27 protein-coding genes and 1 tRNA gene are annotated in these 26,516 nt (G+C 36.2%); 9 read left to right on the forward strand and 19 right to left on the reverse strand.

Annotation, left to right across the window (positions count from 1 at the left end; all coding sequences use genetic code 11):
• Window position 1: 1 nt before the first annotated feature.
• The 5 genes from hisC (BQ3481_RS07885) to BQ3481_RS07905 are packed head-to-tail and all read right to left on the reverse strand — an operon-like array spanning window position 2 to window position 5,707.
• Window positions 2–1,072: a histidinol-phosphate transaminase gene (gene hisC, locus BQ3481_RS07885; RefSeq protein ID WP_157927772.1), complete on the reverse strand. Its 1,071-nt coding sequence runs from the start codon at window positions 1,070–1,072 to the stop codon at window positions 2–4.
• Window positions 1,069–2,340, reverse strand: coding sequence for a histidinol dehydrogenase (gene hisD / locus BQ3481_RS07890; protein ID WP_157927773.1), 1,272 nt, complete (start codon window positions 2,338–2,340; stop codon window positions 1,069–1,071). The genes hisC (BQ3481_RS07885) and hisD overlap by 4 nt, the downstream gene beginning before the upstream one ends.
• Window positions 2,340–3,317 carry an ATP phosphoribosyltransferase gene (gene hisG / locus BQ3481_RS07895; RefSeq protein ID WP_157927774.1) on the reverse strand — a complete coding sequence of 326 codons (978 nt, stop codon included), beginning with the start codon at window positions 3,315–3,317 and terminating at the stop codon, window positions 2,340–2,342. The genes hisD and hisG overlap by 1 nt, the downstream gene beginning before the upstream one ends.
• A gap of 40 nt (window positions 3,318–3,357) precedes the next feature.
• Window positions 3,358–4,611 carry a hydroxymethylglutaryl-CoA reductase, degradative gene (locus BQ3481_RS07900; RefSeq protein ID WP_157927775.1) on the reverse strand — a complete coding sequence of 418 codons (1,254 nt, stop codon included), beginning with the start codon at window positions 4,609–4,611 and terminating at the stop codon, window positions 3,358–3,360.
• 1 nt (window position 4,612) lies between these two features.
• On the reverse strand, window positions 4,613–5,707 hold the full coding sequence (locus tag BQ3481_RS07905; RefSeq protein WP_157927776.1) for a PQQ-dependent sugar dehydrogenase: 1,095 nt from the start codon (window positions 5,705–5,707) through the stop codon (window positions 4,613–4,615).
• A gap of 83 nt (window positions 5,708–5,790) precedes the next feature.
• On the opposite strand from BQ3481_RS07905, the gene BQ3481_RS07910 reads away from it, so the two are divergent.
• Window positions 5,791–5,895, forward strand: a tRNA-Met gene (locus BQ3481_RS07910).
• Between the two features lie 14 nt (window positions 5,896–5,909).
• Here BQ3481_RS07910 and BQ3481_RS07915 read toward each other — a convergent pair.
• Both BQ3481_RS07915 and BQ3481_RS07920 read right to left on the reverse strand, forming a co-directional pair.
• Entirely contained in the window at window positions 5,910–7,235 is a 1,326-nt protein-coding gene (locus BQ3481_RS07915) for a tRNA(Ile)(2)-agmatinylcytidine synthase (RefSeq protein WP_157927777.1), read from the reverse strand.
• Complete coding sequence (locus tag BQ3481_RS07920; protein WP_157927778.1) at window positions 7,232–7,462, reverse strand: Lrp/AsnC ligand binding domain-containing protein; 231 nt, start codon at window positions 7,460–7,462, stop codon at window positions 7,232–7,234. Before BQ3481_RS07920 ends, BQ3481_RS07915 begins: the two co-directional genes overlap by 4 nt.
• An 83-nt stretch (window positions 7,463–7,545) precedes the next feature.
• On the opposite strand from BQ3481_RS07920, the gene dph2 reads away from it, so the two are divergent.
• Genes dph2 through pheA form a run of 3 tightly spaced genes read left to right on the forward strand, consistent with a single transcriptional unit; the run spans window position 7,546 to window position 9,949 of the window.
• On the forward strand, window positions 7,546–8,541 hold the full coding sequence (gene dph2 / locus BQ3481_RS07925) for a diphthamide biosynthesis enzyme Dph2 (protein WP_157927779.1): 996 nt from the start codon (window positions 7,546–7,548) through the stop codon (window positions 8,539–8,541).
• Between the two features lie 33 nt (window positions 8,542–8,574).
• Window positions 8,575–9,129: an exosome complex RNA-binding protein Csl4 gene (locus tag BQ3481_RS07930; protein WP_157927780.1), complete on the forward strand. Its 555-nt coding sequence runs from the start codon at window positions 8,575–8,577 to the stop codon at window positions 9,127–9,129.
• A 4-nt stretch (window positions 9,130–9,133) separates the two neighbouring features.
• Window positions 9,134–9,949 carry a prephenate dehydratase gene (gene pheA, locus BQ3481_RS07935; RefSeq protein WP_157927781.1) on the forward strand — a complete coding sequence of 272 codons (816 nt, stop codon included), beginning with the start codon at window positions 9,134–9,136 and terminating at the stop codon, window positions 9,947–9,949.
• Here pheA and BQ3481_RS07940 read toward each other — a convergent pair.
• The 3 genes from BQ3481_RS07940 to folP are packed head-to-tail and all read right to left on the reverse strand — an operon-like array spanning window position 9,946 to window position 12,784.
• Window positions 9,946–10,410 (reverse strand): hypothetical protein, encoded by a 465-nt coding sequence (locus BQ3481_RS07940; protein WP_157927782.1) that lies wholly within the window; start codon window positions 10,408–10,410, stop codon window positions 9,946–9,948. The two genes, pheA and BQ3481_RS07940, sit on opposite strands and share 4 nt — an antisense overlap.
• A 37-nt stretch (window positions 10,411–10,447) precedes the next feature.
• Window positions 10,448–11,887, reverse strand: a complete 1,440-nt coding sequence (gene guaB / locus BQ3481_RS07945; protein ID WP_157927783.1) for an IMP dehydrogenase — start codon at window positions 11,885–11,887, stop codon at window positions 10,448–10,450.
• Between the two features lie 30 nt (window positions 11,888–11,917).
• Window positions 11,918–12,784: a dihydropteroate synthase gene (gene folP / locus BQ3481_RS07950; RefSeq protein ID WP_157927784.1), complete on the reverse strand. Its 867-nt coding sequence runs from the start codon at window positions 12,782–12,784 to the stop codon at window positions 11,918–11,920.
• Window positions 12,785–12,820: 36 nt separating this feature from the next.
• Here folP and BQ3481_RS07955 point away from each other — a divergent pair, with 36 nt between their 5' ends.
• From BQ3481_RS07955 to guaA, 3 genes are read left to right on the forward strand one after another with little or no spacing between them, the layout of a single operon-like run.
• Window positions 12,821–13,558 (forward strand): 6-hydroxymethylpterin diphosphokinase MptE-like protein, encoded by a 738-nt coding sequence (locus BQ3481_RS07955; protein WP_157927785.1) that lies wholly within the window; start codon window positions 12,821–12,823, stop codon window positions 13,556–13,558.
• Between the two features lie 45 nt (window positions 13,559–13,603).
• Window positions 13,604–14,158 carry a hypothetical protein gene (locus tag BQ3481_RS07960; protein ID WP_157927786.1) on the forward strand — a complete coding sequence of 185 codons (555 nt, stop codon included), beginning with the start codon at window positions 13,604–13,606 and terminating at the stop codon, window positions 14,156–14,158.
• Window positions 14,159–14,162: 4 nt separating this feature from the next.
• Window positions 14,163–15,686 (forward strand): glutamine-hydrolyzing GMP synthase, encoded by a 1,524-nt coding sequence (gene guaA / locus BQ3481_RS07965; RefSeq protein WP_157927787.1) that lies wholly within the window; start codon window positions 14,163–14,165, stop codon window positions 15,684–15,686.
• A gap of 59 nt (window positions 15,687–15,745) precedes the next feature.
• Here guaA and BQ3481_RS07970 read toward each other — a convergent pair whose 3' ends face one another.
• The 4 genes from BQ3481_RS07970 to BQ3481_RS07985 all read right to left on the reverse strand — a co-directional run bounded on the left by BQ3481_RS07970 (window position 15,746) and on the right by BQ3481_RS07985 (window position 21,690).
• The gene (locus tag BQ3481_RS07970) at window positions 15,746–17,149 is read right to left on the reverse strand and encodes a PKD domain-containing protein (RefSeq protein WP_157927788.1); all 1,404 of its coding nucleotides are present in this window, start codon (window positions 17,147–17,149) and stop codon (window positions 15,746–15,748) included.
• 130 nt (window positions 17,150–17,279) lie between these two features.
• Entirely contained in the window at window positions 17,280–18,179 is a 900-nt protein-coding gene (locus tag BQ3481_RS07975) for a carbohydrate kinase family protein (protein WP_157927789.1), read from the reverse strand.
• A 122-nt stretch (window positions 18,180–18,301) separates the two neighbouring features.
• Window positions 18,302–19,924, reverse strand: a complete 1,623-nt coding sequence (thsB, locus tag BQ3481_RS07980; protein WP_157927790.1) for a thermosome subunit beta — start codon at window positions 19,922–19,924, stop codon at window positions 18,302–18,304.
• A gap of 44 nt (window positions 19,925–19,968) precedes the next feature.
• Window positions 19,969–21,690 carry an adenine deaminase gene (locus BQ3481_RS07985; protein ID WP_157928522.1) on the reverse strand — a complete coding sequence of 574 codons (1,722 nt, stop codon included), beginning with the start codon at window positions 21,688–21,690 and terminating at the stop codon, window positions 19,969–19,971.
• A 117-nt stretch (window positions 21,691–21,807) separates the two neighbouring features.
• Between BQ3481_RS07985 and BQ3481_RS07990 the strand changes: the two genes are divergently transcribed.
• Window positions 21,808–22,086 (forward strand): 50S ribosomal protein L44e, encoded by a 279-nt coding sequence (locus tag BQ3481_RS07990; RefSeq protein WP_148694640.1) that lies wholly within the window; start codon window positions 21,808–21,810, stop codon window positions 22,084–22,086.
• Window positions 22,086–22,283: a 30S ribosomal protein S27e gene (locus BQ3481_RS07995; protein WP_157927791.1), complete on the forward strand. Its 198-nt coding sequence runs from the start codon at window positions 22,086–22,088 to the stop codon at window positions 22,281–22,283. The genes BQ3481_RS07990 and BQ3481_RS07995 overlap by 1 nt, the downstream gene beginning before the upstream one ends.
• Here BQ3481_RS07995 and BQ3481_RS08000 read toward each other — a convergent pair.
• The 5 genes from BQ3481_RS08000 to hisC (BQ3481_RS08020) are packed head-to-tail and all read right to left on the reverse strand — an operon-like array spanning window position 22,266 to window position 26,473.
• Window positions 22,266–22,850 (reverse strand): NTP transferase domain-containing protein, encoded by a 585-nt coding sequence (locus BQ3481_RS08000; protein ID WP_157927792.1) that lies wholly within the window; start codon window positions 22,848–22,850, stop codon window positions 22,266–22,268. The two genes, BQ3481_RS07995 and BQ3481_RS08000, sit on opposite strands and share 18 nt — an antisense overlap.
• Entirely contained in the window at window positions 22,847–23,572 is a 726-nt protein-coding gene (gene cobS / locus BQ3481_RS08005; RefSeq protein ID WP_157927793.1) for an adenosylcobinamide-GDP ribazoletransferase, read from the reverse strand. Before cobS ends, BQ3481_RS08000 begins: the two co-directional genes overlap by 4 nt.
• Window positions 23,572–24,558 (reverse strand): cobalamin biosynthesis protein, encoded by a 987-nt coding sequence (locus BQ3481_RS08010; RefSeq protein WP_157927794.1) that lies wholly within the window; start codon window positions 24,556–24,558, stop codon window positions 23,572–23,574. Before BQ3481_RS08010 ends, cobS begins: the two co-directional genes overlap by 1 nt.
• The gene (locus BQ3481_RS08015; RefSeq protein ID WP_231911766.1) at window positions 24,555–25,400 is read right to left on the reverse strand and encodes a cobyric acid synthase; all 846 of its coding nucleotides are present in this window, start codon (window positions 25,398–25,400) and stop codon (window positions 24,555–24,557) included. The genes BQ3481_RS08010 and BQ3481_RS08015 overlap by 4 nt, the downstream gene beginning before the upstream one ends.
• Window positions 25,397–26,473, reverse strand: a complete 1,077-nt coding sequence (hisC, locus tag BQ3481_RS08020; protein WP_157927795.1) for a histidinol-phosphate transaminase — start codon at window positions 26,471–26,473, stop codon at window positions 25,397–25,399. Before hisC (BQ3481_RS08020) ends, BQ3481_RS08015 begins: the two co-directional genes overlap by 4 nt.
• Window positions 26,474–26,516 lie beyond the last annotated feature (43 nt).

Consider the following 26,516-nt stretch of genomic DNA (forward strand, 5'->3'; position numbering starts at 1 on the left):
ATCAATTTAATAAATCCCGTATGGCAGTAAGGAATTTAGAATTCATATCTTGTGAACCTATTGTAACTCGCAGACATCCCTCATGCGTTCCAATCTTGCCAATATTTTTAATTGCTATTCCTTGCTCAATCAATGCTTTGTAGATTCGTTGACTAGAACCACCAGCTGCAAAGAGAACAAAATTTGCTTTTGAGTCAAACACCTCAAATATCTTCATCTGTCTCAGATTGGAAATAATTCGTGAACGTTCCTTCTTGACAAGATTTACAATATCTTCAAAATATTTTGATTGTTGTAAGGCCATGATACCAACCTCTATAGCTATTGCATTCAATGGGTATGGGTATTGAATTACTCTTGTGAATGTGTCAATTATCTCAGAATTGGCTACAAAGTATCCAATTCTGAGCCCTGCTAATCCAAATGATTTGGACAGGGTCCTGAGTACAACAAGATTATTGATTTTCTTTGTCATTTCCATAATAGAATAATCAGAAAATTCTACATATGCCTCATCCATGATTATGAGACCCCTGAATTCATGAATCAATTTTTCAAGATCTCGTTTCTCAAACTGGAATCCAGTTGGATTGTTTGGGGTATCAAGATAGAGAATGTTAGCTTTTTTGGAGTGTGACAAGAATTTTTCTAGATCGAGAGTCATATTTTTGTCAAATGGAATTTTTATTGTTGGAATAGAATATAATTTACATCGTTCTTCAAAGAATCCAAAAGTTGGATCCGATGTAAGAATTTTAGTATCCTTCGAAGCAAAATTACTCAGAAAAAGATCAATTATTTGATCAGAGCCATTTCCAACACCAATCATCTCTTTTGGTGTTCCTACGTATTTTGAAATATTCTGAGCTAATTTTTCTGTTCCCCCCAGAGGGTATTCCCGTACATCCATATTTTCTTTGACTTCATTTATCAATTTTTCAAGGAATTCTTGAGATACGGCATAGTTTTCGTTCGAGTCAAGTTTTATCGCATTAGAATGTTTTTCAGGCTTTTTGTAACCTGTAAGCCGGGAATATTTTTTTAATTCCTTCTCAAACCAATCTTTTCTCATGACAATCTGCCCTTTACTGCTTCATAGTGATTTGTCAAGCCTTCAGCTTCAGTTAGAGCTTTCATATATTTTGAAATTTTCTTCAAGGCAGATTCCGAGGATTCTATTTGGGTTTGTATCTTCATGTAATCTAACACACCCAATGAGCCTCTGGTTCTTCCAAATCTGTTGGTTGGAAGTATGTGGTTTGATCCTAGTAGATAATCACTGGCTGATGACGGGGTATTTTTTCCCACTAATGTAAGTCCTGCAGATGTGATCTTCTTTGCTACTTGTTGTGGTTTTTTTGTGATTATTTCTAGGTGTTCAGGTGCAAGTCTATTTGCAAAATTGACCATTTGCTGCTCTGTATTACAAATAGCAATAAACCCATTTTTTTGTAGGCTCTCTTTTACAATAGAGGATCTCTTGATTGTTTTAATTTTTTTCTGTAATAATTTAAGTACTTTATTTTTTAATATTGAGGAATTTGTAATTAGACAACACATCGTATCAGGACTGTGCTCTGCCTGAGAGATCAAATCAAGTGCAACAAATTCAGCATCTGCGGTAGAATCTGCAAGTATGGCAAGCTCAGTAGGACCTGCAATCATATCAATTGAAACAACTTCGCTGAGAAATGATTTTGCAAGGGTGACAAATACGCCACCTGGACCCACTATCTTGTCTACCTGTGGTATTGACTCGGTACCATATGCCAAGGCTGCAATAGCCTGTGCACCGCCTATTCTATAGAACTCATCTACGCCACAAATATCGCCAGCTACTAGCGTCAATGGATCTATCTTCCCTTTTTCGTTAGATGGTGATACCGCTATTATTTTCTTGACACCGGCGACCTTTGCTGGAACAGCAGACATGACAATAGTACTAGGATATCTTGCTTTTCCTCCAGGGATGTAGCAGCCCACAGTATCAATTGGTAAAAATATTTTTTTTATTACAATTCCATCAATTGTCACAGATACATCTTGTAGTTTTTTTCGTATCACGTTTTCAGATTTTTCTAATCGGGTCTTTGCAATTCTTATTCCAGCAATCTGTTCTTTTGTGACCTGTAAGTATGCTGACTTGATCTCTTGTTGTGTAATTTTTAAAGAGCGAGTTTTTACCCCAGTGAATTTTGTTTCGTATTCCTTGAGAGCCTTATCTTTTCGCTTTTGTACATCAGATATGATGGATAAGACTTGTTGTCTTATTGTGTTATTTGTTTTTGGTCTCACAGATTCTATAATAGAATCCATATTTTTGATATCTATGATTCGCATCAACTTTCCTCATCGCGTTTTATCTCCTCAAGTGCAAGTATCTGTTTTGGTTCATGTACTACTAGACCTTGAGCGATTTTTCGTAATTTTGGAATCATTTTATGGAATTCAGATTTTGGAATTACAGTATTGATACCATACCATCCTTTTTCACTCAGAGGACTTATTGTAGGACGTTTGAGAGAAGGAAGGTCATGCAGTAATTTGTCAAGATGCTCTTCTTTTACGTTTAAGAATAGATGGAGATGTTTTTTTCCTTCGACTGCACCTCTTAGCATAGTTACTATATCATAGATTTTCTCTCGTTTGGATTTATCTTTGAGTGATATTTTATTTGCAATTAATACTGCAGATGACTCCATCACAGTTTCAATTATCTTGAGTTGATTTTGTGTAAGAGTGGTACCAGTCTCTGTTACATCTATTATAGCATCAACATCTTCCGGAGGTTTTGCTTCGGTAGCACCAAAAGATAAGAAGATCTGAACATTCTTGTTAGAACCCTGGCTTAACCAAGGAGTTACAATGATGGGTTGTTTTGAACCATAAAGTTTCTTGTAATTTTTACACTGCATGATAAATTTGGCGGTTGTATTCAGATACTCAGAAGAGATTCGCAGTATTTTTTTCTTCTTTGCATAAGACAGTATCATATCATCTAATGATTTGAAATTATAAGAGTCAGGTATTGCAATTACAAGTTTTATCTTACCATATTCTAAATCAAGAAGTATTTCTACATCAGAATTTGTTTCCTTGACCCAATCTCTTCCTGTTATACCTACATCATACAGACCTGCAAATACCAGATTTGGAATTTCTTGAGGGCGTAGCATCTTGACCGCAATTTGTGGATCATCTAATATCACACGGTAGGTCCTATCTCTTCTAACTACACGTGTCCATGATCTCTCAAGTATCTTAAAAGTCGCTTCTTCTATACTGCCTTTTGGAACAGCAAATTTTACTATAGTCAATGTAGTCCTAACAAACTTCTTTGGATATATATTTAGTCGCCTAGAGATTCTCTAGAATCTCCTTTGCCCGGGTTACGGAGATATTTCCTTCTCTAGTCATTTCTGCTATCACGTAAGATATCTTTTCGGGTGGAACACCTGCACTTACGGCTATGTTTTGTGCATGTAGTTTCATGTGTCCTTTTTGAATCCCCTCTGAAGATAATGCTCGTAGAGCACTAAGATTTTGTGCAAGGCCTGCAGCTCCCATAATACAAGATAATTCACGGGCCGATTTTACGCCTAGAATTTTTACACATGTCTTTATCATAGGATGAATGTTTATGATTCCACCAACTATTCCTACTGACATTGGTACTTCAATCTCCCCAACTAGGTTCCCATCATTATTCTTTTTCCACTTTGTAAGTGAGGTGTATTTACCATGCCTTGATGCATATGCATGTGCTGCAGCTTCTATTGCTCTTGTGTCTTGTCCAGTAGAATTTGCAACTGCTATTATTCCATTCATTATTCCTTTGTTGTGTGTAACAGCTCTGTAAGGATCATTTGCAGCAAATTCATAAGCCCAAATTATGTTATTTACAATATCTTCTCCACCTAATTCTTCTTTGTCAAATATAGCATTACCCTTCACTAATCTTTTTGTTGAATAATTGGACAATATTTTCAGAATTACTCTTCCTCCAGTTATTTTCTCAATTAGTGACGCAACAGATTCACACATTGTATTGGTTACATTAGCACCCATTGCATCACCTACATCTATTAGAATTTCAACTACAAGCATAGGACCTGACTCGGTTATAACTTCTTTACATGAAATTGTTTTGGCTCCTTTTCCCATTTTGGAGAGAGTTTTACTTTTAGAGTTTGCAAGAATAATAATCTCCTCAGATTTTTCCATTATTTTTGATGTGCCAAATTTTACATCAACTTCAACAACCTGAATTTGACCAATACTGTACGAGTTATCAGCTTCCATTGTAAAGCCTCCATGTTTTCTTGCAATCTTTGCTGCTTTTGATGCTGCCGCAATGACTGAAGGTTCTTCTATTACCATTGGAATTAGGTAGTCCTTTCCATTGATTTTGAAATTTGTTGCTATTCCAAGTGGATATGACATAATTCCAATTGCGTTTTCAACCATGTTGTTGGCTTGATCAAAGCTAATACCTCCTTCGCTTTTCAGAATTTTGATGTCTTCTTCTGAAAGATCAGAGAATGATTCTAATACTTTTAGTTTTTCATCCCTTGTCTTTTCATGAAATTTTGGAATTGTTGAATCAGTCAATTTACTTAACAATCCTCAACAGTTTATCATCTTTGCTGTCTGGAAATCCTTGTCCATCTGTATTTCCTGTAAGTATATACAGATAGTCATCAGGTCCTACTCCAACCTCACGAATTCTCCCCAGTCCATCCAATATGATCTTTTGTGATGTGACATTACCGTTAGAAATAGGAAGCTGGTACAAGTTATTGCCGCGAAGAGTTGCTAATATGAGACTATTTTTGAAATCAAGCTTTCCCGAACCATAATATGCAATTCCTGCAGGCTCTATGCTGATATCATAACATTTGAGAGCAGGTTGATATTCCTTTGATCCAGTGCATTCTTGGTTTGGCCAGCCATAGTTTTTGTCTTTCTCAATAAGGTTTATTTCATCATTTTTTGTTGGTCCTTCTTCAGTCTCGTAGAGATTTCCTTGATCATCCCACGCTAGTCCCTGTGGGTTTCTGTGACCAAGTGAATAAACGGGTGAATTTGGATCAGGATTATCACTTGGGATAGAGCCATCATCATTTAATCTTAATATTTTTCCAGCAAGCGAAGTTATATCTTGAGCAGCATTTTGATCAGTTGCATCACCTGTACCTATGTAGAGTTTTTTGTCAGGGCCAAATTTGATTACGCCACCGTCATCAAATTCCGCACCAGGAATTTTATCAAGTATCACCTTTGCATCTACTATTTTGTTATTAGATTCTGTAATTCGTAGTACTTTATTCCATAACTTGTCTCCCTCTTTGTATGTATAATAAACATACAGAAAATGGTTTTGTACAAAATCTGGATGTGCTGTTACTCCGAGAAGACCTGCATCTGAAATATCAGCAACCCGGAAATCAGCTACAGATTCATTTACAAGTATGCCATGATCTACAACCCTTAGCCTTCCAACTTTTTCAGTAAAAAAGATTTTCCCATCGCCAAATGTTAATGCCCATGGATTTTGTAGATTTGTTGCAACAATTTGCACCGCATCATTTCCTGAAGAACTAGTATTCGGTTTTGGAATTACAATGGAACCTGATGGTGAAGTAATAATCAAGATGGAAGCTGCAACTGCTGCTGCTATTGCCAATATTCTAGTTTTTTTATCCACGGTACAAAGACTTTAGAAATCCTATTAATTATTTCTAAATTCTTTTAAAGAGTATATATCACCCTTGAGGCTTTTCTTCACTTAGCGGGGTGGGGAAGTCAGACTAAGGGGCTAAGTCATCCCGGCGGGCTCATAATCAATACTGATGAGATACCCGCAAGTCAGTAGTTCAAATCTACTCCCCGCTATCTTCAAGACAACTTTAATTTGCTCTAGTGAACCATTTTTTAGAATTATGAAATTCCATATTGGTGTTAATTTTACCAGTTCTCTGCATGGGACGTGTAAGATGCCTATGTGCAGACACCACAGGTAGATAGAATTGTTTACGGATTTGCCTTGGAATTTCTTGCTTTATTTTAACCGAACCAGTATTTCCACATTTTGAGCATTTGTATCCCTGATTTTTCCCCTTTGATTTCATACGCTTGTTGCATTTTATACAAATTGGATTTATCATAATCATATGTTTTTGGAGGCCAAGTACCTCAAGAAATTCTACATTTAGAACTTGTTTATGTTTTTTTGATGATTTTCTTATGCCTCCGCCAATTTTTATCAGGTCTCCATCCATCAGCTTTTCTGCAACAGTAGTGAGTCGGGTTGGTTTGTATACCGCACATTTTACTGCAATTTCATTCTTAGATATCGAGAAAAACACATGCCCGCCAGGAACTGTTTTAGGTTTTTCAGATACCTTTCCAATTACATAACCAGAAGAAAATGGTTTTAGGTTTTTTACATCAAGTTCATTCTGTAGATGATCACCTGTACCTTGGTTTGAACGGAACACCATATAACCACAGAATTTTTCTTTCGATTGTACAAGAGACGCACCTTTTATTACAGCGTCAGGATCTTCGCCACGTACCCCGAATAGTACTGGATCAGGACCATGTGGTGCAATCAGGATTCTATTCTTTGATTCATCAAAACTGTTGAATGTTTTAGGAAATGTTATTTGTTGCATTTTTTGTACACTATCTTTGAGAATTTCCCTTTTTTTCCCTAGGTTTGTTTTATTTCTATATGAGATTAATTCGAAAGTATGATCTCTGAAATCATATCCTATTGCGCCTATTGCTCCTATTAGTCCCTGACCATTACCAAGATGATATGTTTCAAGTCCATTATCTTGTATGAATTTTTTTACTTCTTTTCTGCTCACTAGACGATACAATGCCATCTTTCCAAATTTAGCAAAATTTTCTGGAATATTTTTATGTTCATAGAAAACCAGTCCTGGGTTTGCACCATCTTTTACAGCAGAATACTTTTGAATATACTTGACGACATTTTTTTTAATCAACTGAGGTCTTGTAGTCTCAAGTTTTAATGCAACAGCACCATTTCCCCTAGTTTTCCACGGTACATTTGGATTGAATCGAATTAAGTATGGATAATCAAGAAACTTGACTTTTTCTTTTTTCAGATATTCTACCACTTTGTAAGCAAGAAAAGTGGTACACATTCCTTTTCTGGAATCCGTATCATCAAAGCCAATATGAAGAATAGATGTTTCTTTCATTCGATTACAGTCATGGTAAGAGTTGTACGTACATTTTTGAGTTGCCTTATGTTATTTGAGATGGTTTTCTTTAGGGTTTCATTATCTGGCGCTTCTACCTTCACCACCAGATCGTATGCGCCATACAGAACATAGGTGTATTTCACACTTTCCATATTTTTTAGCTGGTTAAGCAGTTCATTTTCTGCTCCCAATTCTGCATTTATCAATACAAAGGCAATTGGCATTAGTTTGGTCTTTAAAATGTGTGATATTAAATATTGTGGCCAGTTCGTTTGATTTAAATTAAAAAAACAATTGTCGATAGCGATTGATAGTAATAGACGAGAAAAAGATTTTTGAGGAGATAGAAAAAAGAAAACCTGTTTCAGTGGCGTTAAACGGGCCTGATGGAATAATACCAAAGATCCAAGAGACAGCTTCAAGAATAATGACAAGGTCAGGAATTCCGGCATACGTACTGGCAGACAGCTGTTTTGGAACCTGTGATCTTAACTCAAATGGTGCCAAAGTATTAGGAGCTGAGATTCTATTTCACATAGGACATACTATCAACTCAACGAGTTTTGGCGACAACATAATTCTCATAGATGCCTTTGATGACATGTCATTTGAAAATATTGCAAGAAAATGTGCAGAAGAGATGAAGGAAAAAACAGTCTCGCTTGTTACAGATAGTCAACATCTACATGAAATTGACAAGGTAAAGAAGATATTTGAAGAAAATGGGGTTACAGTGAAAATTGGAAAAGGTAAGGGTCAGTTAAATGACGGACAGGTGTTTGGATGTGAGTTTTATCCAGTTGCTGAGACCAAGGATGTAGTTGAAGCAAATGTATTTCTTGGACAGAGTAATTTTCATGCAGCAGGAATTGCCTTGTCTACCAACCTACCAACATATGTACTTGATCCATATTTCAATGAGGTCAGGGAGGTTACGGAATTTGCAAGAAAACTGCAGAGAAAAGCAATATTGACAGTTTACAAGGCTGCAGAAGCAGAAACATTTGGAATAATTATCGGATTGAAGGAAGGCCAATTTTCAAAAGTTACTGCACTCAAGTTCAGGAAGGAATTGGAAAACATGGGAAAGAAAGTTCAACTCTTTGCCATAACAGATATTTCAGATGACAAATTACGCAACCTCAAGGGAATTGATGCCTTTATTCAGGTTGCATGTCCAAGAATATCAACCGACAATCATTTTCACAAGCCAGTTTTGTCTACTCCTCAAGCAAATGCTTTACTGAGGATATTAAGAAAAGAAAACATGGAAGGATTCTTGGAAATCCCACACTGGCTATAAACAATTATAATCATCAAATTGCAAATCAAGGCATTGTCTCAGAAACCAACCCTTCCAGGGGATAAAATTGCAATAATTGAAGAGTTTGAGATGGGCAACAATACCTTCGATGACGGTCAGTCAATAAGATCATTAGTCATAGGTACCCCAGAATTTGATAAAACAAACCGCATAGCAAAAATCAATGAGATACGAAAACCGGCAGTTGCTAAAACAAATGATGTGATAACAGGGAATATTTCAGCATTGATGAATAACATGTTTGCCATAAACATTTTGTACATAAATGGAAAACCTACACATTCAGGTCTAGAATGCATTTGTCAAGCAAAAGGAGCAAAGAAGAGAATTCTTGTAAGAGTAGGTGATATAGTATCTGCAAAAATAATCAATCTCCTCAACGGTGTTGTACATGCAACAATTAGTGAACCCGAACTTGGAGTTTTGTTTACCCAGTGTAATAAGTGTGGAGGAAAAGTTGTTGCAATGGGCAGTAACATAAAATGCGTAGATTGCGGATACATAGAAGAGAGAAAGCTGTCAACCAGATTTGGAAACAGCGATTTTATAAAATTCAATTCCAACTAAAAATATGTTAAAAGTAGCATTCCAAGGAGAGCCAGGAGCATACAGCCAAGCTGCTGCAATTAGTTTTTTCAAAGAATCAATAGAGACAATCCCACATCCTACATTTTACGAGGCGTTAGATTCTACAGAAAATGGAAGATCTGATTATACTATACTCCCTGTAGAAAATTCACTGGAGGGAAGTGTTGGTGAGAGCTATGATTTGTTACTTACCACCAAGCTTAGTGTAGTAGATGAGACATATCATAGAATATCTCATTGTCTTATCGGTTTACAGAGTTTGGAGGAAATTGACACTGTGTATTCTCATCCACAGGCACTTGGTCAGTGTAGAAAATTCATTCAAGAGAACCACTTGAGGCCCATACCAACTTATGATACTGCTGGGAGTGTAAAGATTCTTCTAGAACTCAATAAGAACAACATTGCCTGCATTGCCAGCAGAAAAGCAGCTGAGATATACAATGTTCCAATAATAAGAGAGGGGATAGAGGACAACTCAAATAACTATACCAGATTTCTCATCTTGGCAAACAAGAGAAAAGAGAGAACATCCAAAGACAAGACATCGATAATTTTTGCTATAAAACACATCCCAGGTGCACTCTATAACATTCTTGAGAAATTCAACATAAGTAACATCAATTTAACAAAGATTGAATCTCGTCCCACAAAAAGTACCCCTTGGGAATACAACTTTTACGTGGATTTTGAGGGCCATCAAGATGATAGAAACATACAAGATACTCTTGAGAAGATAAAGGCAAACACAACATTTCTTAAGATACTAGGTTCCTATCCACGAGCTGAACTAGTCTAGAACCCTTTTGGCTTTCTAATTGAAAATACTGCACTTATTCCAATTATTAGGATTCCGGATGATATGACCAGTAGATGTGATGTGAATATTAACGGATTTGTAACTGCTTCTAGTTTTCCAGTTACATGAAGTACTGAATCTCCAGTGTTTGTTATGTTGATAAAGTGTTGTCCATTATCAAGACTATACCAATCCAAACTTATTTCCTTTTGGAAATCTTTGTCGATTTGCAGACCTGTACTAGGTGTTTTCATATGTATATGAAATGAACTTCCAGTAACATTAAGAAGTTCATGATAATGTTTTTCTGCATCGAACTGAAAGACATCGTTTTTGCCAACATCTACGACATCAGTAACATCATGTACATTAGTCATAATTGACTGTAACATGAAAAAGGTACCCAGTATAACAGCTACCAGACCTATTCCAATTCCAGCTACTGATTTTTTTGTAAGCATTATGGAAAAATTAATTCGTGATTATATTTAAAGTAAATCACATCAATTCGACATCATGTGGTTGACTTTCTGCATATCCTGCAGTTGACATTTTTATAAATTCTGCATTCTGCTGCATTTGTGAGATATTATTTGCACCACAATAGCTCAAACCGGAACGAATTCCTCCAGTTAGTTGTTTTATTATATCAGTTACACTACCCTTGTACGGAACCATTGCCTCAACACCCTCTGCAACATAATCGTTAAGATCTTCTACCATCGAAGCATTGCTAGTTTCTTTATTTTTTCTTCCAAGAGCTGCATAAAATGATGCCATTCCCCTGTAAATCTTGTATCTCTTTCCATTTTTCATCATAAACGAACCTGGACTTTCGTCGGTTCCACCTAACAAGCTTCCAACCATCAGAGTAGACGCTCCTGCTGCAAGTGCTTTAGTAGCATCACCTGATGTTCTTACTCCACCATCAGATATTATTGGAATATCATATTTTTTACCAACTTGTGCACAATCTATTACAGCAGTAAGTTGAGGCACTCCAGAACCGGTGATTACTCTAGTGATGCATATAGAACCAGAACCTACTCCCACTTTTACTGCATCCACTCCAGCTTTGATTAGATCTTCTGTTCCTTGAGCAGTAGCCACATTTCCTGCAATTAATTCACAGTTTGGAAATGCTTTTTTTATCAACCGAACTGTGTTGAGCGCGTTTTCGCTATGACCATGTGCAATGTCTACTACTATAACATCTGCACCTGCATCTAACAATGCTTCAGTTCGTTCCATAAAATCACCTTTTACACCAACTGCTGCACCAACTAGTGGCCTTCCCTTTTTGTCCTTTGATGCATGTGGATAATTACCAGAATTTATAATGTCTTTACTAGTGATCAAGCCTTTGACATGTCCCCTTTCATCTAAAAGTGGTAATTTTTCAATGCAATTTTTTCTCAGTATGTCCTTGGCTTGAACTATGTCTACTCCAAATTGTGCAGTAATAACATCATCAGTCATGACTTCGGTGACCTTTTTACTTTCATCTTTAGGTTCTAACATTACAATATCTCGCCTTGTCAGTATTCCAGCTAATTGACCCTGACTGTCTGTCACAAGCAATCCTGAAGCTCCTTTTTCCCTCATGGATTCAATAGCTTCACGCACTGTTTGATCTGGATGTATAGTATACGGATTTTCAATTATTATGCTACCTGAACGTTTAGTCTTGAGCACTTCATTTACCTGTTCGGAGATGGTAAGAAATCTGTGTATGATTCCAATGCCTCCCTCTCTTGCTATTGCTACTGCCATGGCAGATTCAGTAACAGTGTCCATGTTTGCACTAATGATCGGGATGTTAAGAGCGATATTTTTGGAAAGTTTTGTTTGTAAATTTGTCTGAGATCTAGTAACTATACCAGATCGTTTGGGAACAAGGAGTACATCATCAAATGTTAGTCCTTCCCGTATTTCCAACTAAACCTTCTTGATTAGAATGAAAATCTGTTATAAGCCTTTCTTGAAATTTTGCAAGTTTTTTACGATCTGTACAACATTACTTGTGGCCTTGACATTATGAGTCCTTATCAAATCAGCACCATTTAAAGCGGCAAAAGTTTCTGCTGCAAGAGATCCATATAGTCGATTTGCAGGATCAGACTCCCCCAATAGTTCTCCTATGAATGATTTTCGTGAAACCGAAATAAGAATTGGATATTCCTGTTTTATGTGATTTAGATTTTTCAACACCAGCATATCTCTTTGTAACCAGTCAGAATTTATTTTTGTAGACAGTATACCTTGTGCATTTTTTCTAAAAAAACCAATAGCTGGATCTACTACAATTTTGTTTCTAGGTATTCCAGATTTTAATGCCAGTGTAATACTCTGGCCAATCAATCTTCTTGCCTGTGAGACCTGATTTCCTTCGACTAGCTTGTTACTAAATGCGCATAAAATAACAGATGGACAGTATTTTTCAAGTACATTAATCATGTTTTTGTCATGCTTTAATCCCGAGACATCATTAACTATTTCTGCACCTAATTGAAGAGCAGTTTCTGCCACCTTTGCCCTACATGTATCAATCGAGATGGGCAATTTGGAGACCTTTTTAATAGCATCTATAGCATTTGCGATTCTTTTTATCTCCTGATTTTCTGACACAAGAGTCTTGAGATAGGGTGCGGTAGACATTCCCCCAACATCAATAAAATTAGCACCTTCCTCTTCCATCAATTTGGCGGTCTTTTCTATGATTTTTTTATCAGTAAATATTGATTTTTTATAAAATGATTCCGGACTTGTATTAATTATTCCCATTATTCGTATTGGATTAGAACCACCTACGCGCACTCTTGCCAACTGATGCATATGGTTTATGATTACCCCAGATACATTTAGACTTACATGACTTTGAATGGTTGGCAACAAAAATATCTAGAAATCCTTAAAGAATTCAATTACGATAGATCTAGAGAGATAAAATCAGCCAAGATCCTCAATTCATTTCTAAAAGATAAATTTCAGATGAATATTTTGGAGCGAAAAATTAGAAATAAGACTGTTTTTATCATTGGAGCAGGTCCATCTTTGAGTCATTCCTTGATATATCTTAAAAAATTCAAAGGTTTCACAAAAATTGTTGCAGATGGTGCATCACAAGCAATGCTTGAAAATAACATGATACCCGATATCATAGTAACAGATCTTGATGGAAATATAGAGTCCCTCAGAAAATCATCCGAATTAAAATCAATAATGATTGTGCATGCACATGGAGACAATATTAGTAGACTGCCATATGCAGTTTCATTCAGATATTGCACAGGAACTACAGAGGATAAGCCATTTGGAAAAATTAGAAACTTTGGAGGGTTCACAGACGGCGACAGGTGTGTATTTCTTGCCAATCATTTTGGAGCATCTAAAATTATTCTGATTGGAATGGATTTTGGTATGCATGTAGGAAAATATTCCAAAGATGGAGCATATAACAGACCTGTAAAGATAAAAAAGATGAGAAAAGCAAAATCACTCTTAGAATGGCTAGCCTCAAAGAGTAATGCAGATCTCTATACAACATCTCAATCAATAACAGGATTCAAAAATATAAAATTGGCAGATCTTCAAAGAGTAGTCAGATGATAAGATTTGTTTTAATATTTATATCCACTTAACAATAGAAAAAACATGGATTATTCAGAGGAGAATCTGCGTGATATTTTAGAATTAAGGGAGTGGATCTCTGAAGAAATTGAGAAAAGAGAAAGAGAGGTAGACAAGTTTAAGCATAATCTTCGCATTCTTGATTCTCTTGTAAAACAATCAAGTTTTAGTAAAGCATCTTCACTTGTGTCCAACAAACAGAACATACCACAGAGTCAGCCAACATCTTCTGTCACACCCATCAAGACACAAGACAATAAAATTTTAGCAAATGTACATGTAACTTTAGATGAGCTAGTGATCATCCCATCAGAAGATATCATGTTAGATGTGGAAACTCATCCATTCAAATCATTTTTCCTAGGAAGAATAATTGGAGGAATGGAAAACCAAGACAAACTTGATGTCCAGAATGGCATAATCCCACAAAATGCTGTAATATCATGTCTAGTAAACAAAAACGGTAACAGGATCAGTGAAATTCTCATCAAGAATTATCGTCAAAAGGAAAGGGTAAACGAGATAATAAATACAATAACTTGGTCATTTTCAAGAATGCTTGAAAATTCTCAAAAGTGATATCATGGACAAGATAATTGTATTAGATTTTGGTTCGCAGTATAGTCACCTCATTTGTAGAAGAATTAGAGAATTTTCAGTCTACTCAGAACTTGTTCCGTATGATATATCATTGGAAGAACTACAGAAAATGAATCCCAAGGGCATAGTATTCAGCGGAGGACCTGCAAGTGTATACAATAAAGATTCACCACAACCGACAAACGGAATATTTGAGATAGGACTTCCAGTACTTGGCATATGTTATGGCCACCAATTAATTGTAAATAAATTTGGAGGTAAAGTAAAGAGTTCTCACAAGGAATATGGATCTTCCTTGCTTAGCATAGACAACAATTCTGATCTGCTAGCAGACATGGGTCAATCAACAAGAGCTTGGATGAGCCATGGCGATGCTGCTGAAACTTTACCAGAGGGATTTACTGTAATAGGTCATACCGAGAATTCTTTTGCAGCTGCAATCGCAAACAAGCAAAAAATGGTATATGGCATCCAGTTTCACCCAGAGGTAATTCACACTGAAAATGGAATTCAAGTTCTCAAGAATTTTGTCCTAAACATATGTAAAGCAAAACAAGACTGGACCTTAGAGAATTTCATAGAATCAACAGTATCAGACATTTCAAAGATTGATGGTAATGTATTGTGTGGAATAAGTGGAGGTGTTGACTCTACAGTAGCTGCATTGTTGATTCAAAAAGCAATAGGAAACAGACTCGGGTGTGTTTTTGTAGATAATGGCCTTTTACGAATGAATGAAGAGATAGAGGTAGAAAACATGTTTGAAAATAATTTTGGGATGAATTTTACAGTAATAAATGCCAAAGAAAGATTTCTCACAAGACTTGAAGGAGTAACTGATCCTGAACAGAAACGAAAGATTGTAGGAGAAGAATTTATCAAAATATTCACAGAATTTGCTGAGAAGAACGGTCCCTTCAAATGGTTGGCCCAAGGTACACTCTATCCAGATGTCATAGAAAGTGGAGTTTCAAAAGGCCCTGCAGCAGTAATTAAAACCCATCATAATGTTGGCGGATTACCTTCATGGTTGAACTTGCAAGTTTTGGAACCACTCAGATTCTTGTACAAGGATGAGGTAAGAAAAGTTGGTAAGATCCTGGGTGTTCCAGATAAACTCCTTTATCGCCATCCGTTTCCCGGACCTGGCCTTGCAGTAAGAATAATGGGTGAAGTCACTCCAGAGAAATTGCAGATTACAAAACAGGCAAGCAAGATTGTAGAAGATGAGCTTGTATCATCAGGATGGCATGGAAAGGTTTGGCAAGCATATGCAGCAGTTGGAGATGATAGAGCTGTAGGAGTAGTTGGTGATGAAAGAAGATATGGTCATGTAGTTCTTGTTAGGATAGTTGATTCTATTGATGCCATGACTGCAGACTGGACAAGATTACCGTCTGAGATACTTGAAAGAATCAGTAATAGAATCACAAATGAAGTAGAAGATGTAGCTTGGGTTAGCTATGTAATTTCAAGTAAACCACCTGCTACAATAGAGCCTCAGTAAAAATAGCCTAGCTAAAATTCACGGAACTTTATTTTAAGATATTTTTTAAAATAGAAAAACTAGGGTGCTACGTTTATTCTGGCAGTCGGTGGTTGACTGTCCTGAACTATTGTAATCTTTACTGTGCTGGTATCTGTACCATATGGGTTGCTCACGGTAAGTTTGAACTCCACTACTTTTTGTTGACCATAGTCAGCAGACGGTGAGTAGAATGATGGATTAGCAGTATTACCCAATATTAGAATGACTGGGTCACCGCTGATTTGTTTCCACTTGTATGTTATACCATCACCTGTGCTAGCACTACCATCTAATACGACTCTGCTATTTGGTGAGACTGTTTGATCTGGGCCTGCATTAGCAACCGGTGGTTGTCCTGCTGGTGGGAGGTTGTTGATTTTTACAGTAACAGAACATGATGGAATATTAACCATGTTGTCAGATACATCTAGTGTGAATTGAAGTGTACCACTTGTACCACTTGGAGTTGGTGCTACAAATGTTGGACTCATGTCGGTACTAGAAGATAATTGTACTGGCTGTCCAGAAATTTGTCTCCAATAGTATGAGATTGTATCACCACTTGGGTTTGCAACTGATACTGGCAACCTAACTAGAGAATTAGAATTAACAGAAGCATCTTGACATGTTACAGTAGGATCTTGGTGAGTGCTTTTAACAGTAACCTTTGTCATGGCTGCTGCCTTGCCTCCATTTCCATCATCTGCAGTGAATACGAATAGTAAAGTTGCAGTTTGACCAGGCGCTACAGCTGGAGCGATAAATGATGTGCCAGTAGTGCTGATTGATGATAATTGTACAGTAGAACCAGAGTATTGACCCCATGCTAGTGTTAATGGATCATTATCTTGATCTGTTGCGGTAGCCATGAGAGATACCGAAGCTCCCTCGTCTACGACTTGATCAGGACTTACTGTAACAACCGGAGGATGGTTAACATGTAAAACCACAACATTAAATGTTGTAGTATCATTTAATCCATATCCATCATTAACAGTTAATGATAATTTCAATGACTTGACTTCATTTGCAGGTACTGAAGGAGCGACGAAAGATATCACTGGAGCAGTAGAACTTGGAGTAAATGTTATTGCATTGCCAGAAACTTGGCCCCATTGATAGGTAAGTGTCTTTCCAACATCAGGAGTTGTTGATTTGAGACCAGAAAGTGTAACTTTTGTGTTTTCATATACTACAATGCTATTTGCAAGAGAGCCTTGTAGGAAATACTGGTTTAATGTACCTGACCTTGCAACATCAGACGTATAGAAATTGGTACAGTAAACATGATCTGAACCTTGAAATTGTTGAATACATTGTTGAAGGGCTTGTGATGCACTATAATAGTTTGATGAGCTGGTTTGAGCATTAGCAGATATTGTTGGCAACACTGCAGAGAAAATCATTGCAGCTAGTATTGCAACAAAAAATTTGTAATTCAACTTGTCAGTTCTAAATTTTAGATTATTAAAAAACCTTTCTCTCGATTTGTAGTACTACCAAGATCAGTTTTTTGATCTAGAAATGCTGTTTGAATGGTAATTTCATCAGTTTTATACAAATAATTGAAGGCTATTGACTATTAGCCCTAACAAACGACAAAACTTCATCCATTGTCGGTGGAATTCCAAGAGAATTGCTAACATATAGGGAAGCCGCACCATTTGCAAACTGTAGTCTTTCAAGATCGCTCAAACTTGCAAGGTATCCAATCACGTTTGCGGCATCCCAAACATCCCCAGCTCCTGTTACAAATTTGGGTTGAACTTGAAAAGATTTTGCATATTCTACTTCTTTTCCATTTGACCAGTATGATCCAGTAGAGGTATGAAGATCAACAGGTATAGAATATCTCTTGGCCAACTCTTGTACAAGTTTTTTGGTTTCTTTTTCTCCAGAAATTACGTCTAGTTCTGACTGTTTTAGAAGAACATTACACTCATTCTCATTTACACATATAGAATTTAGGTAATCCACAAGTTTTGGTAGTGTTTGTTTGAATTCTTCGGATCTTGATTGTATATCAGCTGGATCCAAAAGATGAAAAGCTGATGCAGATTGTGAAAATGCAAACTGTGATAATTCTGTTCCTTTTTTGTTGCTTGCCCAATTTGTCATAATTACTGCGTCGGCACTTGCTAGCATATTCTGTTCCTCCATTCCAAGTTTTTCAGGTCCAAAGTTTTCATTATCGCCTAAATCAGAAATCATTACATTCACAATGCTTTCAGCATTGTTAAATTCAAGCGATGTAGTTCGTCCTGGTTTTCCATCAATTATAGACAACAAGACTTTGTCAAATTCAGAAAAAGTTTCTTTTAGTATTTGAGTGCTAATCTTATCTGCAATTGTAATCAATGATACTGGACAACCAAGTCTTGCAAGAGCATATGCAACATTTGTTGCATTTCCGCCCTTTAGATCTGTTTGTGGAATTCCACGAATACTTCCACCCAATTTGCTTTTTTCCAAAATTTGTCGGTAGAGATCATCTAAATTTTGAATCTTGATTATACGATCTAGAAAAAAATCATTTAATACAACAACTGAATTAATTAGTTTTAGATTTCGTAGCTTTTCTAACATGAAAAGGCTTAGCCCATCGGTGGACCTCTTCCGCCACCTTTTCCACCGGATGAGGCAATGACGTCATCAATTCTAAGTATCATACATGCTGCTTCGGTTGCAGATTTTATTATCTGTTCCTTTACTACAATTGGTTCTATAATATCAATTGCAAACATGTCTGCAACTCTAGTGTTTCTTGCATCAATACCTGTCCATTTTCTTCCTTGACTATGTTTTGCGCGAAGTGTAACCATGGTATTGATTGGATCCATTCCTGCATTTTCTGCAATTGTTAATGGAATTACCTCTAAAGCTTCAGCGTATTTCTTAATTGCAAGTTGTTCTCTTCCTTCAAATTTATCTGCCCATTCCTTTAGATTTGATGCCAAGAATTCTTCTGGTGCACCACCTCCAGCCACAACTGCTGGCTTTTCTATCACATCTTTTACAACCATCAGAGAATCATGCATTGATCTATCAACTTCGTCCACAACTCTTTGAGATCCTCCTCTAAGCAACAATGTAATGGCTTTGGGATTCTTACAGCCTTCAATGAAGACCCATTTGTCTGTCTCCACTTTTCTTTGTTCTACAAGATCTGCTAGACCCAAGTCCTTTGGAATCATGTCATCGATATTACTACTGATTCTACCTCCAGTTGCCTTGGCAAGCTTTGTCATATCACTTTCTTTTACTCTTCTAACTGAAAGTATACCTTGTTTAGCTAGATAATGCTGTGCGATGTCATCTATACCCTTTTGACAAATCAATACATTTGCGCCAATTTGGTGAATTTTATCTACCATTGATTTGAGCATTCTATTTTCTTCCTCAAGGAACATCTGCATTTGCGTTGGGTCACTAATTCTAATTTCTGCGCTCATCTCCGTTTTTTCAATCTCTAAAGCTGAATTAAGTAATGCAATCTTTGCCTTTTCTATTTTAGTAGGCATGCCGCTGTGGACAACTTCCTTGTCAAGTACTATGCCTTTGATAAACTGAGTATTTCTAATAGAACCTCCTGCTTTCTTTTCTACCTTGATATTATCAAGATCTACTTTGTTTCCTTCTGCTTCCTTTTCTACAACTTGGAGTATGGAATCAACTACAAGTTTGGATAACATGTCACTATCTTCCGAAATAAGCTTTGATTGCATACTTGTTTTTGCAATTTTTAGCAAGATTTCTTTATCATTTGTGCCTACTTGTTTTGCCATTTCGGTGAGAAGTGAAAGTGCTTTTTCTGCAGCTGCTTGATATCCTTCAATAATCACTGTAGCATGAACATCTTTTTCTAGAAGCTCTTCGGCTTTTGCTAACAAAGCACCACCAAATACTACAGAAGATGTGGTACCATCACCTACCTCATTATCAACAGTTTTTGAAATCTCAACCATCATTTTTGCAGCTGGGTGTTGAACATCGATTTCTTTTAGAATAGTAGCACCATCATTTGTAATTGTAACATCACCTAGAGAATCTACAAGCATTTTGTCCATTCCACGTGGACCAAGACTTGTTCTTACAAGTTCTGCAACTAGCTTTGCTGCAGCAATGTTATTCTTTTGTGCGTCTCTTCCCTTTTGTTGTAATGCACTTTCTTTTAGTACTAACACAGGTCCTTGTGGTGTTTGTTGAATAGATGCCAAAATTAAGCCCTTAATTCATGTAATTAATTGCCCCTTTTAATATCTTATCGATTCAAGATCTTCAAGTATCTTCTATTTTTAACGTCTACAACACCTGTGTATAAGATTCTGATCTCAGGTAATGCAAGAAACGGTAAGAAAAGAGGTATTAGATGAGGATTTTTAAATTTGCACCCAGTCTCGATTAGTTTAGAATCTATACTAGCGTATTCATCTAATGTTTTTTCAAAAGATAATGAGGAGATCAGGCCTGCAAGAGGTAATGAGAATTTACTTAAGATGTTACCATTTTTAGCGACAAGCATACCACCTTGCATTTTAGTCAGAGTATTTGCAACAAAGGCCATGTCTTTTTCATTCGAGCCTACAATTATCATATCATTTTCATGAAAGCTCTGTGTGCATCCAAATGCACCTACATCAGCACCAAAATTTCTTAAAAATGCTACAGATTTTTTTCCAGTACCATATGTTCTATCAATGGCAGCTACCTTCCACACATCTTTATCGTATGATGTCACTACATTACCGTCTATTACCTGAAGCTCTTCCTGATCCATTTTTGTTATTATTTCAGTATCAAGCTTGATAATCAATGCTTGAGCTATGTTCTCCTTGCACGGTATAACAAAGTCTTTTTCTCCAAACTTTATTCCTGTCTTCACAGTTTTTCTCATCCAGTCGGGGATTATGGTCCTAGGTGTGTCTACTACAAGGCTGTTGTTATCTACCATCAGTTTTCCTCCTACAAAGACCTTGTTTGGTTTGATCTTTTCCAGATCGTCAAAGACTAGAATATCAGCTAACTTGCCTGGTGCTATTGCACCAAGATCCTTGCTCATGCCGTAATACTCAAAGGAATTTCTTGATGCAATAGTTATGGCATCTATTGGATCCATGCCAATAGAGATAGATTTTCTTATACAATGATCAATCATTCCGTAATCTACAATATCTTTTGGGTTAACCCCGTCGGTACAGAACATAAGTCTATCAAGATACGTTTTATGAGACAATGTACTAGGCAGGATTTTATCTAGGTCTCGTCTGATAGAACCTTCTCTCATCATGACCCACATTCCAAGTCTGAGTCGTTCTAGGACTTGATCATAATCAATTGGTTCATGACATGAGAAAATTCCAGAAGCGATGTACGCATTTAGTTTTTTATCACTCGCACCAGCCGTATGACCATTTATGATGCCATTAGTTTCTAAAACATTGGATATACTTTTCATAGTATTAGGATCTCGTGTTGTGACTTTGGTCCAAGAAAATACCTCGCCCAATCCAACCACGTTTTCAATATCCAATCCCTTGAGCTCTTCTTTTTTGGTCAATGTTCTTGCGTGGCTGAATTTTCTATCAACAGGCAGCCCTCCAGGAATTACATGATAGACCCGGATTGGAAGACGCTGTGTCATTTTAACAAATTCCTTGAATCCCCTGTAACCACAGACACTTACAATGTCAATCGGATCTGCAAACAAAGCAGTAGTACCTGATAGAAGTGATTTTTTTGCAAGTTCTGATGGAAGAACATATTGATCTATGTGTACATGGGAATCTACAAATCCTGGTGTGATGTATCTATCCTGTAGATCAATGACACCAGTTTTTTCTCCAACTGTATGAGATGCATCTTTTCCTACATATGCAATTCTATCTTTTTTGATTGCCACATGAATTTGAGGTATAATTTCCCTTGAGAATACATTAACCAGCCTACAGTTTTTTAAGACAACATCTGCCTTGCTTTTGCCCATTGCAACCGAATTGAGCGATGAAATCATGGAGGCAAGTGAGCTGGCCTTCATAGAGATGATTTAATCTATGATCTATTAAAGCGATGTTTAAATTACGGTCAACGTAGCTCATTTTTTATGAACATGCCGAAGGAGATCAATAGGTATTGCCCCAAGTGTAAGAAACATACGTTACACAAGGTCTCCATATACAAGGCGGGAAAGAGAAGAGGTTCTGCTATCGGTGAAAGAAGACATGCCGAAGACAAGAAAGGTTATGGCGGTCAGAAATTTCCAAAGTTAGCAAAGCCAGCAAAGACTACTAAGAAGATTACACCTATCATGACATGTCCAGAATGTAAGAAGAAGTGGAATGTATCTGGAATAAGACTGAGAAAATTGGAGTTAGTTGCATAATGAAAAGAGCTCATATTTGGATACCAAAACCAGGAAGTAAATTCCAGAGAGTACAGTGTAAAGAATGTGGAGAAGAGAGTGTTGTTTATTCGCATGTTTCGTCAGTAGTTACGTGCAAGGCATGTGGTAATACTTTAGCAGAGCCAACTGGCTCCATCGCAAAAGTAAATGGAAAAGTTTTAGGTAGCACAGATTAAGTCATAATCTTTCTTTGTATTCAGGTTGGTAGCTATTCTTTTATCATCAAGAATAACGTAAGACTCCTTCACAGTTTGTATGTTGTTTATCTGTTTAGGATCTACTATAGAAATTCCAGTATAGACATATTCTTCACCACCATAATTAACAAAAAATTCTGCTTCCAATCCAAGAGATTGAAGAAAATTTTTTCGTATCAATATGCTTGTCCACGCATTTTCTTCATTTACTAGTTTTACAATTTTTTTAATTATCTCAGGATCTAAAAGAGGCATGTCTCCAGAAGTTACAAAAATTGGTTCATTGAACTTTAACAGAGATTCTCCTAGATCAGTGACATATCCATTTCCATTTGTTTCTAATGTATCAAAACCCAAACTAGAAACAAACTCACGAGTCCTTGGAGCATTATTACTTGTAGCACATACTATATTAGAGAATATTTCTGAATTTTCTAAAGCATTTAGAACATGTTCTATCAATGGTTTTTTATAAAGTAAAAGTAATTTTTCCTTAGAGGATTTCATTCGGGTACCCTTACCTCCACACATAACTAGTCCTATCATACAGATGCAAAAATCAGTAGTGATGCCAATCTTACTAACTCATTGCTTGCACCAAACACATCACCTGAAATTCCTCCAAAGCTTCTGTTTGCAATGACAAGCAATAGAAAAGATAATCCTACACAGGATATTACTACAAATACGCCTGTAACTCCTGCCAAAATTACAGCCGGTGTTATTGTCAATAGTACAGCTACAACAAGTTTTCGCGGATCCTTCATATATTGGGTAAATGGCGAACTGAGTCCTTGCCAAGCAGAAAGCCCACGATTTGCCTGTATTACCATTGATAGTTTAGCCATGAGTTCACTTAACAGTATTGCCTCAAACAATGCAAAACCCTTGATCATGGAGATAGCTAGTATCATACCTCCTGCATATAGAACAACTGTCATTACACCTGCAGAGCCAACTGCTGGGTCTCTCATTGCTTGAAGTTTTTTTTCTTTTGTTCCCTTTGCCATAATTCCATCTGCAAAATCACAGAGTGCATCAGTATGATGCATTCCGGTGATTATAGCAAGTGCTCCAGTTAAGATCAAGCCAGTAATCAATGGTTGTAGAAATAACGATAACCCATAACCTGATGCACCAATAATTAGGCCAATCAAAGCTCCCGCAACTGGAAAAAGATACATGTTTTTCGCTACAGTTTCTAGTTCGCTATTCTTAGAAGGGATAATGGTTAGAAATGATACTACTGATGATATTCCCTTAAACATTAAATCATCAACCCAAGATATGACAAAAGCAAAATCACAGGAACTGTAAAAAATAAAACGAACAATATTGTAGTTACCTTCATTATAGAAATCGTAGCTCTAAAATGTCTTTCAGTTATCTCAGAATTACCATCACCTAGTACATAATGTTCCATCTTTTCAAATTTTATTCCAAGTGCACCAGCCAGAGTAGCCATTGGATAACCAGCGTTTGGACTTTCAGTCTTTGGACCATCTCTTTTCATAATATGAATAGAGTGTTTCCAATCTTCCTTTAGTACAATACAGGAAAATACCATTACAAGACTTGTGAGTCTCGAGGGAAGAAAATTAAGTATTTTATCACAGTTCGCAGTAAACCAACCTATGTTTCTAAATATTTCCGTTTTGTATCCTATCATAGAGTCTGCAGTGTTTACAGTTCTATAGACAAACGCACCAATCAAACCAAAAATTGAAAAATAGAAGAGCGGACCAGTTATTCCGTCAACGATGTTTTCGCTAATGCTTTCTAGTGTTGCAGAAATTACATGCTGTTTATCCAAATTCTTGGTATCACGCTTTACTATCATCGAAAGTTGTACTCTAGCACCATCTAGGTCATTTTTCGATATAGAATTCATAATTTTTGAGGCATGTTCTTCCATTCCCTTTATTGCGATAGTAGTCTTTAGAAGAATTCCTACTAGGACAATGCTTGCACCCATGAATAAAATTTTATAAAGTATACTCAAATCGAGATTTTCTATATACTTTAACGAATATGATAATGAAGCAATTAAAATGGATACCATTGTTATCAACAAAACAAGAAGAAGAATTCCATTAATTTTGTCAGTTATTGGATTTTGTGATTTTATGTACGGTATAGACTTGCCAATCAATTTGCCCATCCAAACAGTTGGATGATATCGATTTGTTGGATCTCCAAAAATAAGATCAAGTGCAAGTGCAAACATAACTGCAATTATTGGTATTAGAATCAATTTAACATGCCTCGTATTTTTTTCATATCCAGATTTTTTTTCACAGTTAAAGCCAAATGATTAATTTCTTTGTCAAGTGTTTTTAGATATCTTTTTGTCCATGAGACTTGTTTCGGATTTGCGTACAAAGAATCCTCTTCTGGAATATCAAATTCAATTAGTGGAATTGTACCAATTACCGGTTTCATGGTTTTCTTTTTCAATATAGAATAACTTGGATACAGTATAGCAATATCTCCTCTAAACTTGTTTATGACAAACCCTTTGACAAGTTTTTGATGCTGTTTATCAAGAAGTGATAAGGTTCCTATAAGACTAGCAAAACTTCCACCCTTATCTATGTCAGTTACCAAAATTACTGGTGATTTACAATACTCTGCCATTCTCATATTAGCAATGTCATATCTCTGTAAGTTTATTTCTGATGGGGATCCTGCTCCTTCCAGTATTACAATATCATTTGTTTTTATCAATTGGTCAAGTGCATTCTTTGATTCGACAAGTCCTGTTGAGAGTACAAATTTTTTGTAATAATCTCTAGCATACATTTTACCATGTGATATACCATTTACAAAAATTTCACTTTTATAATTTCCAAGAGGTTTTAATAGAATGGGATTCATTATTGGCATTACTTCTGTTCTTGCAGCCATTGCCTGAATGGCTTGTGCTCTTGAGATCTCAAATCCATTACCAACATAAGAATAGGCAGACATGTTTTGAGACTTGAACGGAGCCACTTTATATCCTTCATCAGAGAAAATTCTACAAAGTGCGGTCACTAGAGTTGTTTTTCCAGCCCCTGAAGCAGTACCCTGTATCATTAAAGTTTTTGCGGTCATGATTCTCGTAATGCCTCAATTAGGTGAAGATTTTCTTTGTGAGTTCGAACTGCAATTCTTATGAAGTCATCATTCAATCCTCGAAATGTACTACAATCTCTTATGAGAATATTCTTTTTTAGTAATCTATTTTGAATTTGTTTTGATTTTGTTTTCGATTTTATCAGGATAAAGTTTGTATCAGAATTGTAACAAGTAAAACCCCGGATCTTCGATATAGAGTCTATAAGAAATTTTGATTCTTTTCGAATGATATTCAGAGTCTTTGGCAAATGTGACCTGTCAGATAATGCGTTGATGGATGATTGTTGTGCAATCCCACTAATATTCCATGGAATTTTTATTTTTTGTAGGATTTCAATTATTTTTTTATTGCCAAGTCCATATCCAATTCTTAATCCTGCCAATCCAAACGACTTTGTCAAAGATCTGAGAATGAAGAGATTATCAAATTCTTTCATATGAGAAATAACACTCTCATTACCATCAGGTACCAATTCAATAAAGCATTCGTCAAGAAAAACCATTGCAGATTTGTCATATGCTGATTCTACAATCTTTAGCATGTTTTTTTTCTTCATTAGTACACCTGTAGGATTATTTGGGTTGCATATGAAAACACAATTTTTCTTTGAAATGGCATCTTGAAATTTTGATAAGTTTTTGTTTAGATTCATTGTTTTAAAAAAATAGAGTATAGCTCCATTTAATTTTGCAGCGGATTCATATTCACTAAATGTAGGAATTGGAATCAGCACTTTTTGATTTCGTAAAAATGTAGCACAAAAATTATAGATTATTTCTGTAGCCCCATTTCCTACTATAATCTGATTTGTTGGGACTCCAGTATATTTTTGAAGGTGAATTCTTAGGTTGTTAGAATTAGGATCTGGATAGATAGAAACATGAGAAGTATTTTTGAAAACATTTTTGACTTTTGGTGGAAATCCGAGAGGATTAACATTTGAACTAAAATCTAATAGTCTCAAGCTATGTTTTAGGCCATTTGAAAACATACCTCCATGAGCAGCTACTTTATGATTTGCTATGGCCTTTTCTACTCTAATCCGCATATTTTTCAAATACTAATAACAGTATTTAGTTGTGTTTTGCTTG

The organism is Candidatus Nitrosotalea okcheonensis, from assembly GCF_900177045.1.
GTDB classification, from domain to species: domain Archaea; phylum Thermoproteota; class Nitrososphaeria; order Nitrososphaerales; family Nitrosopumilaceae; genus Nitrosotalea; species Nitrosotalea okcheonensis.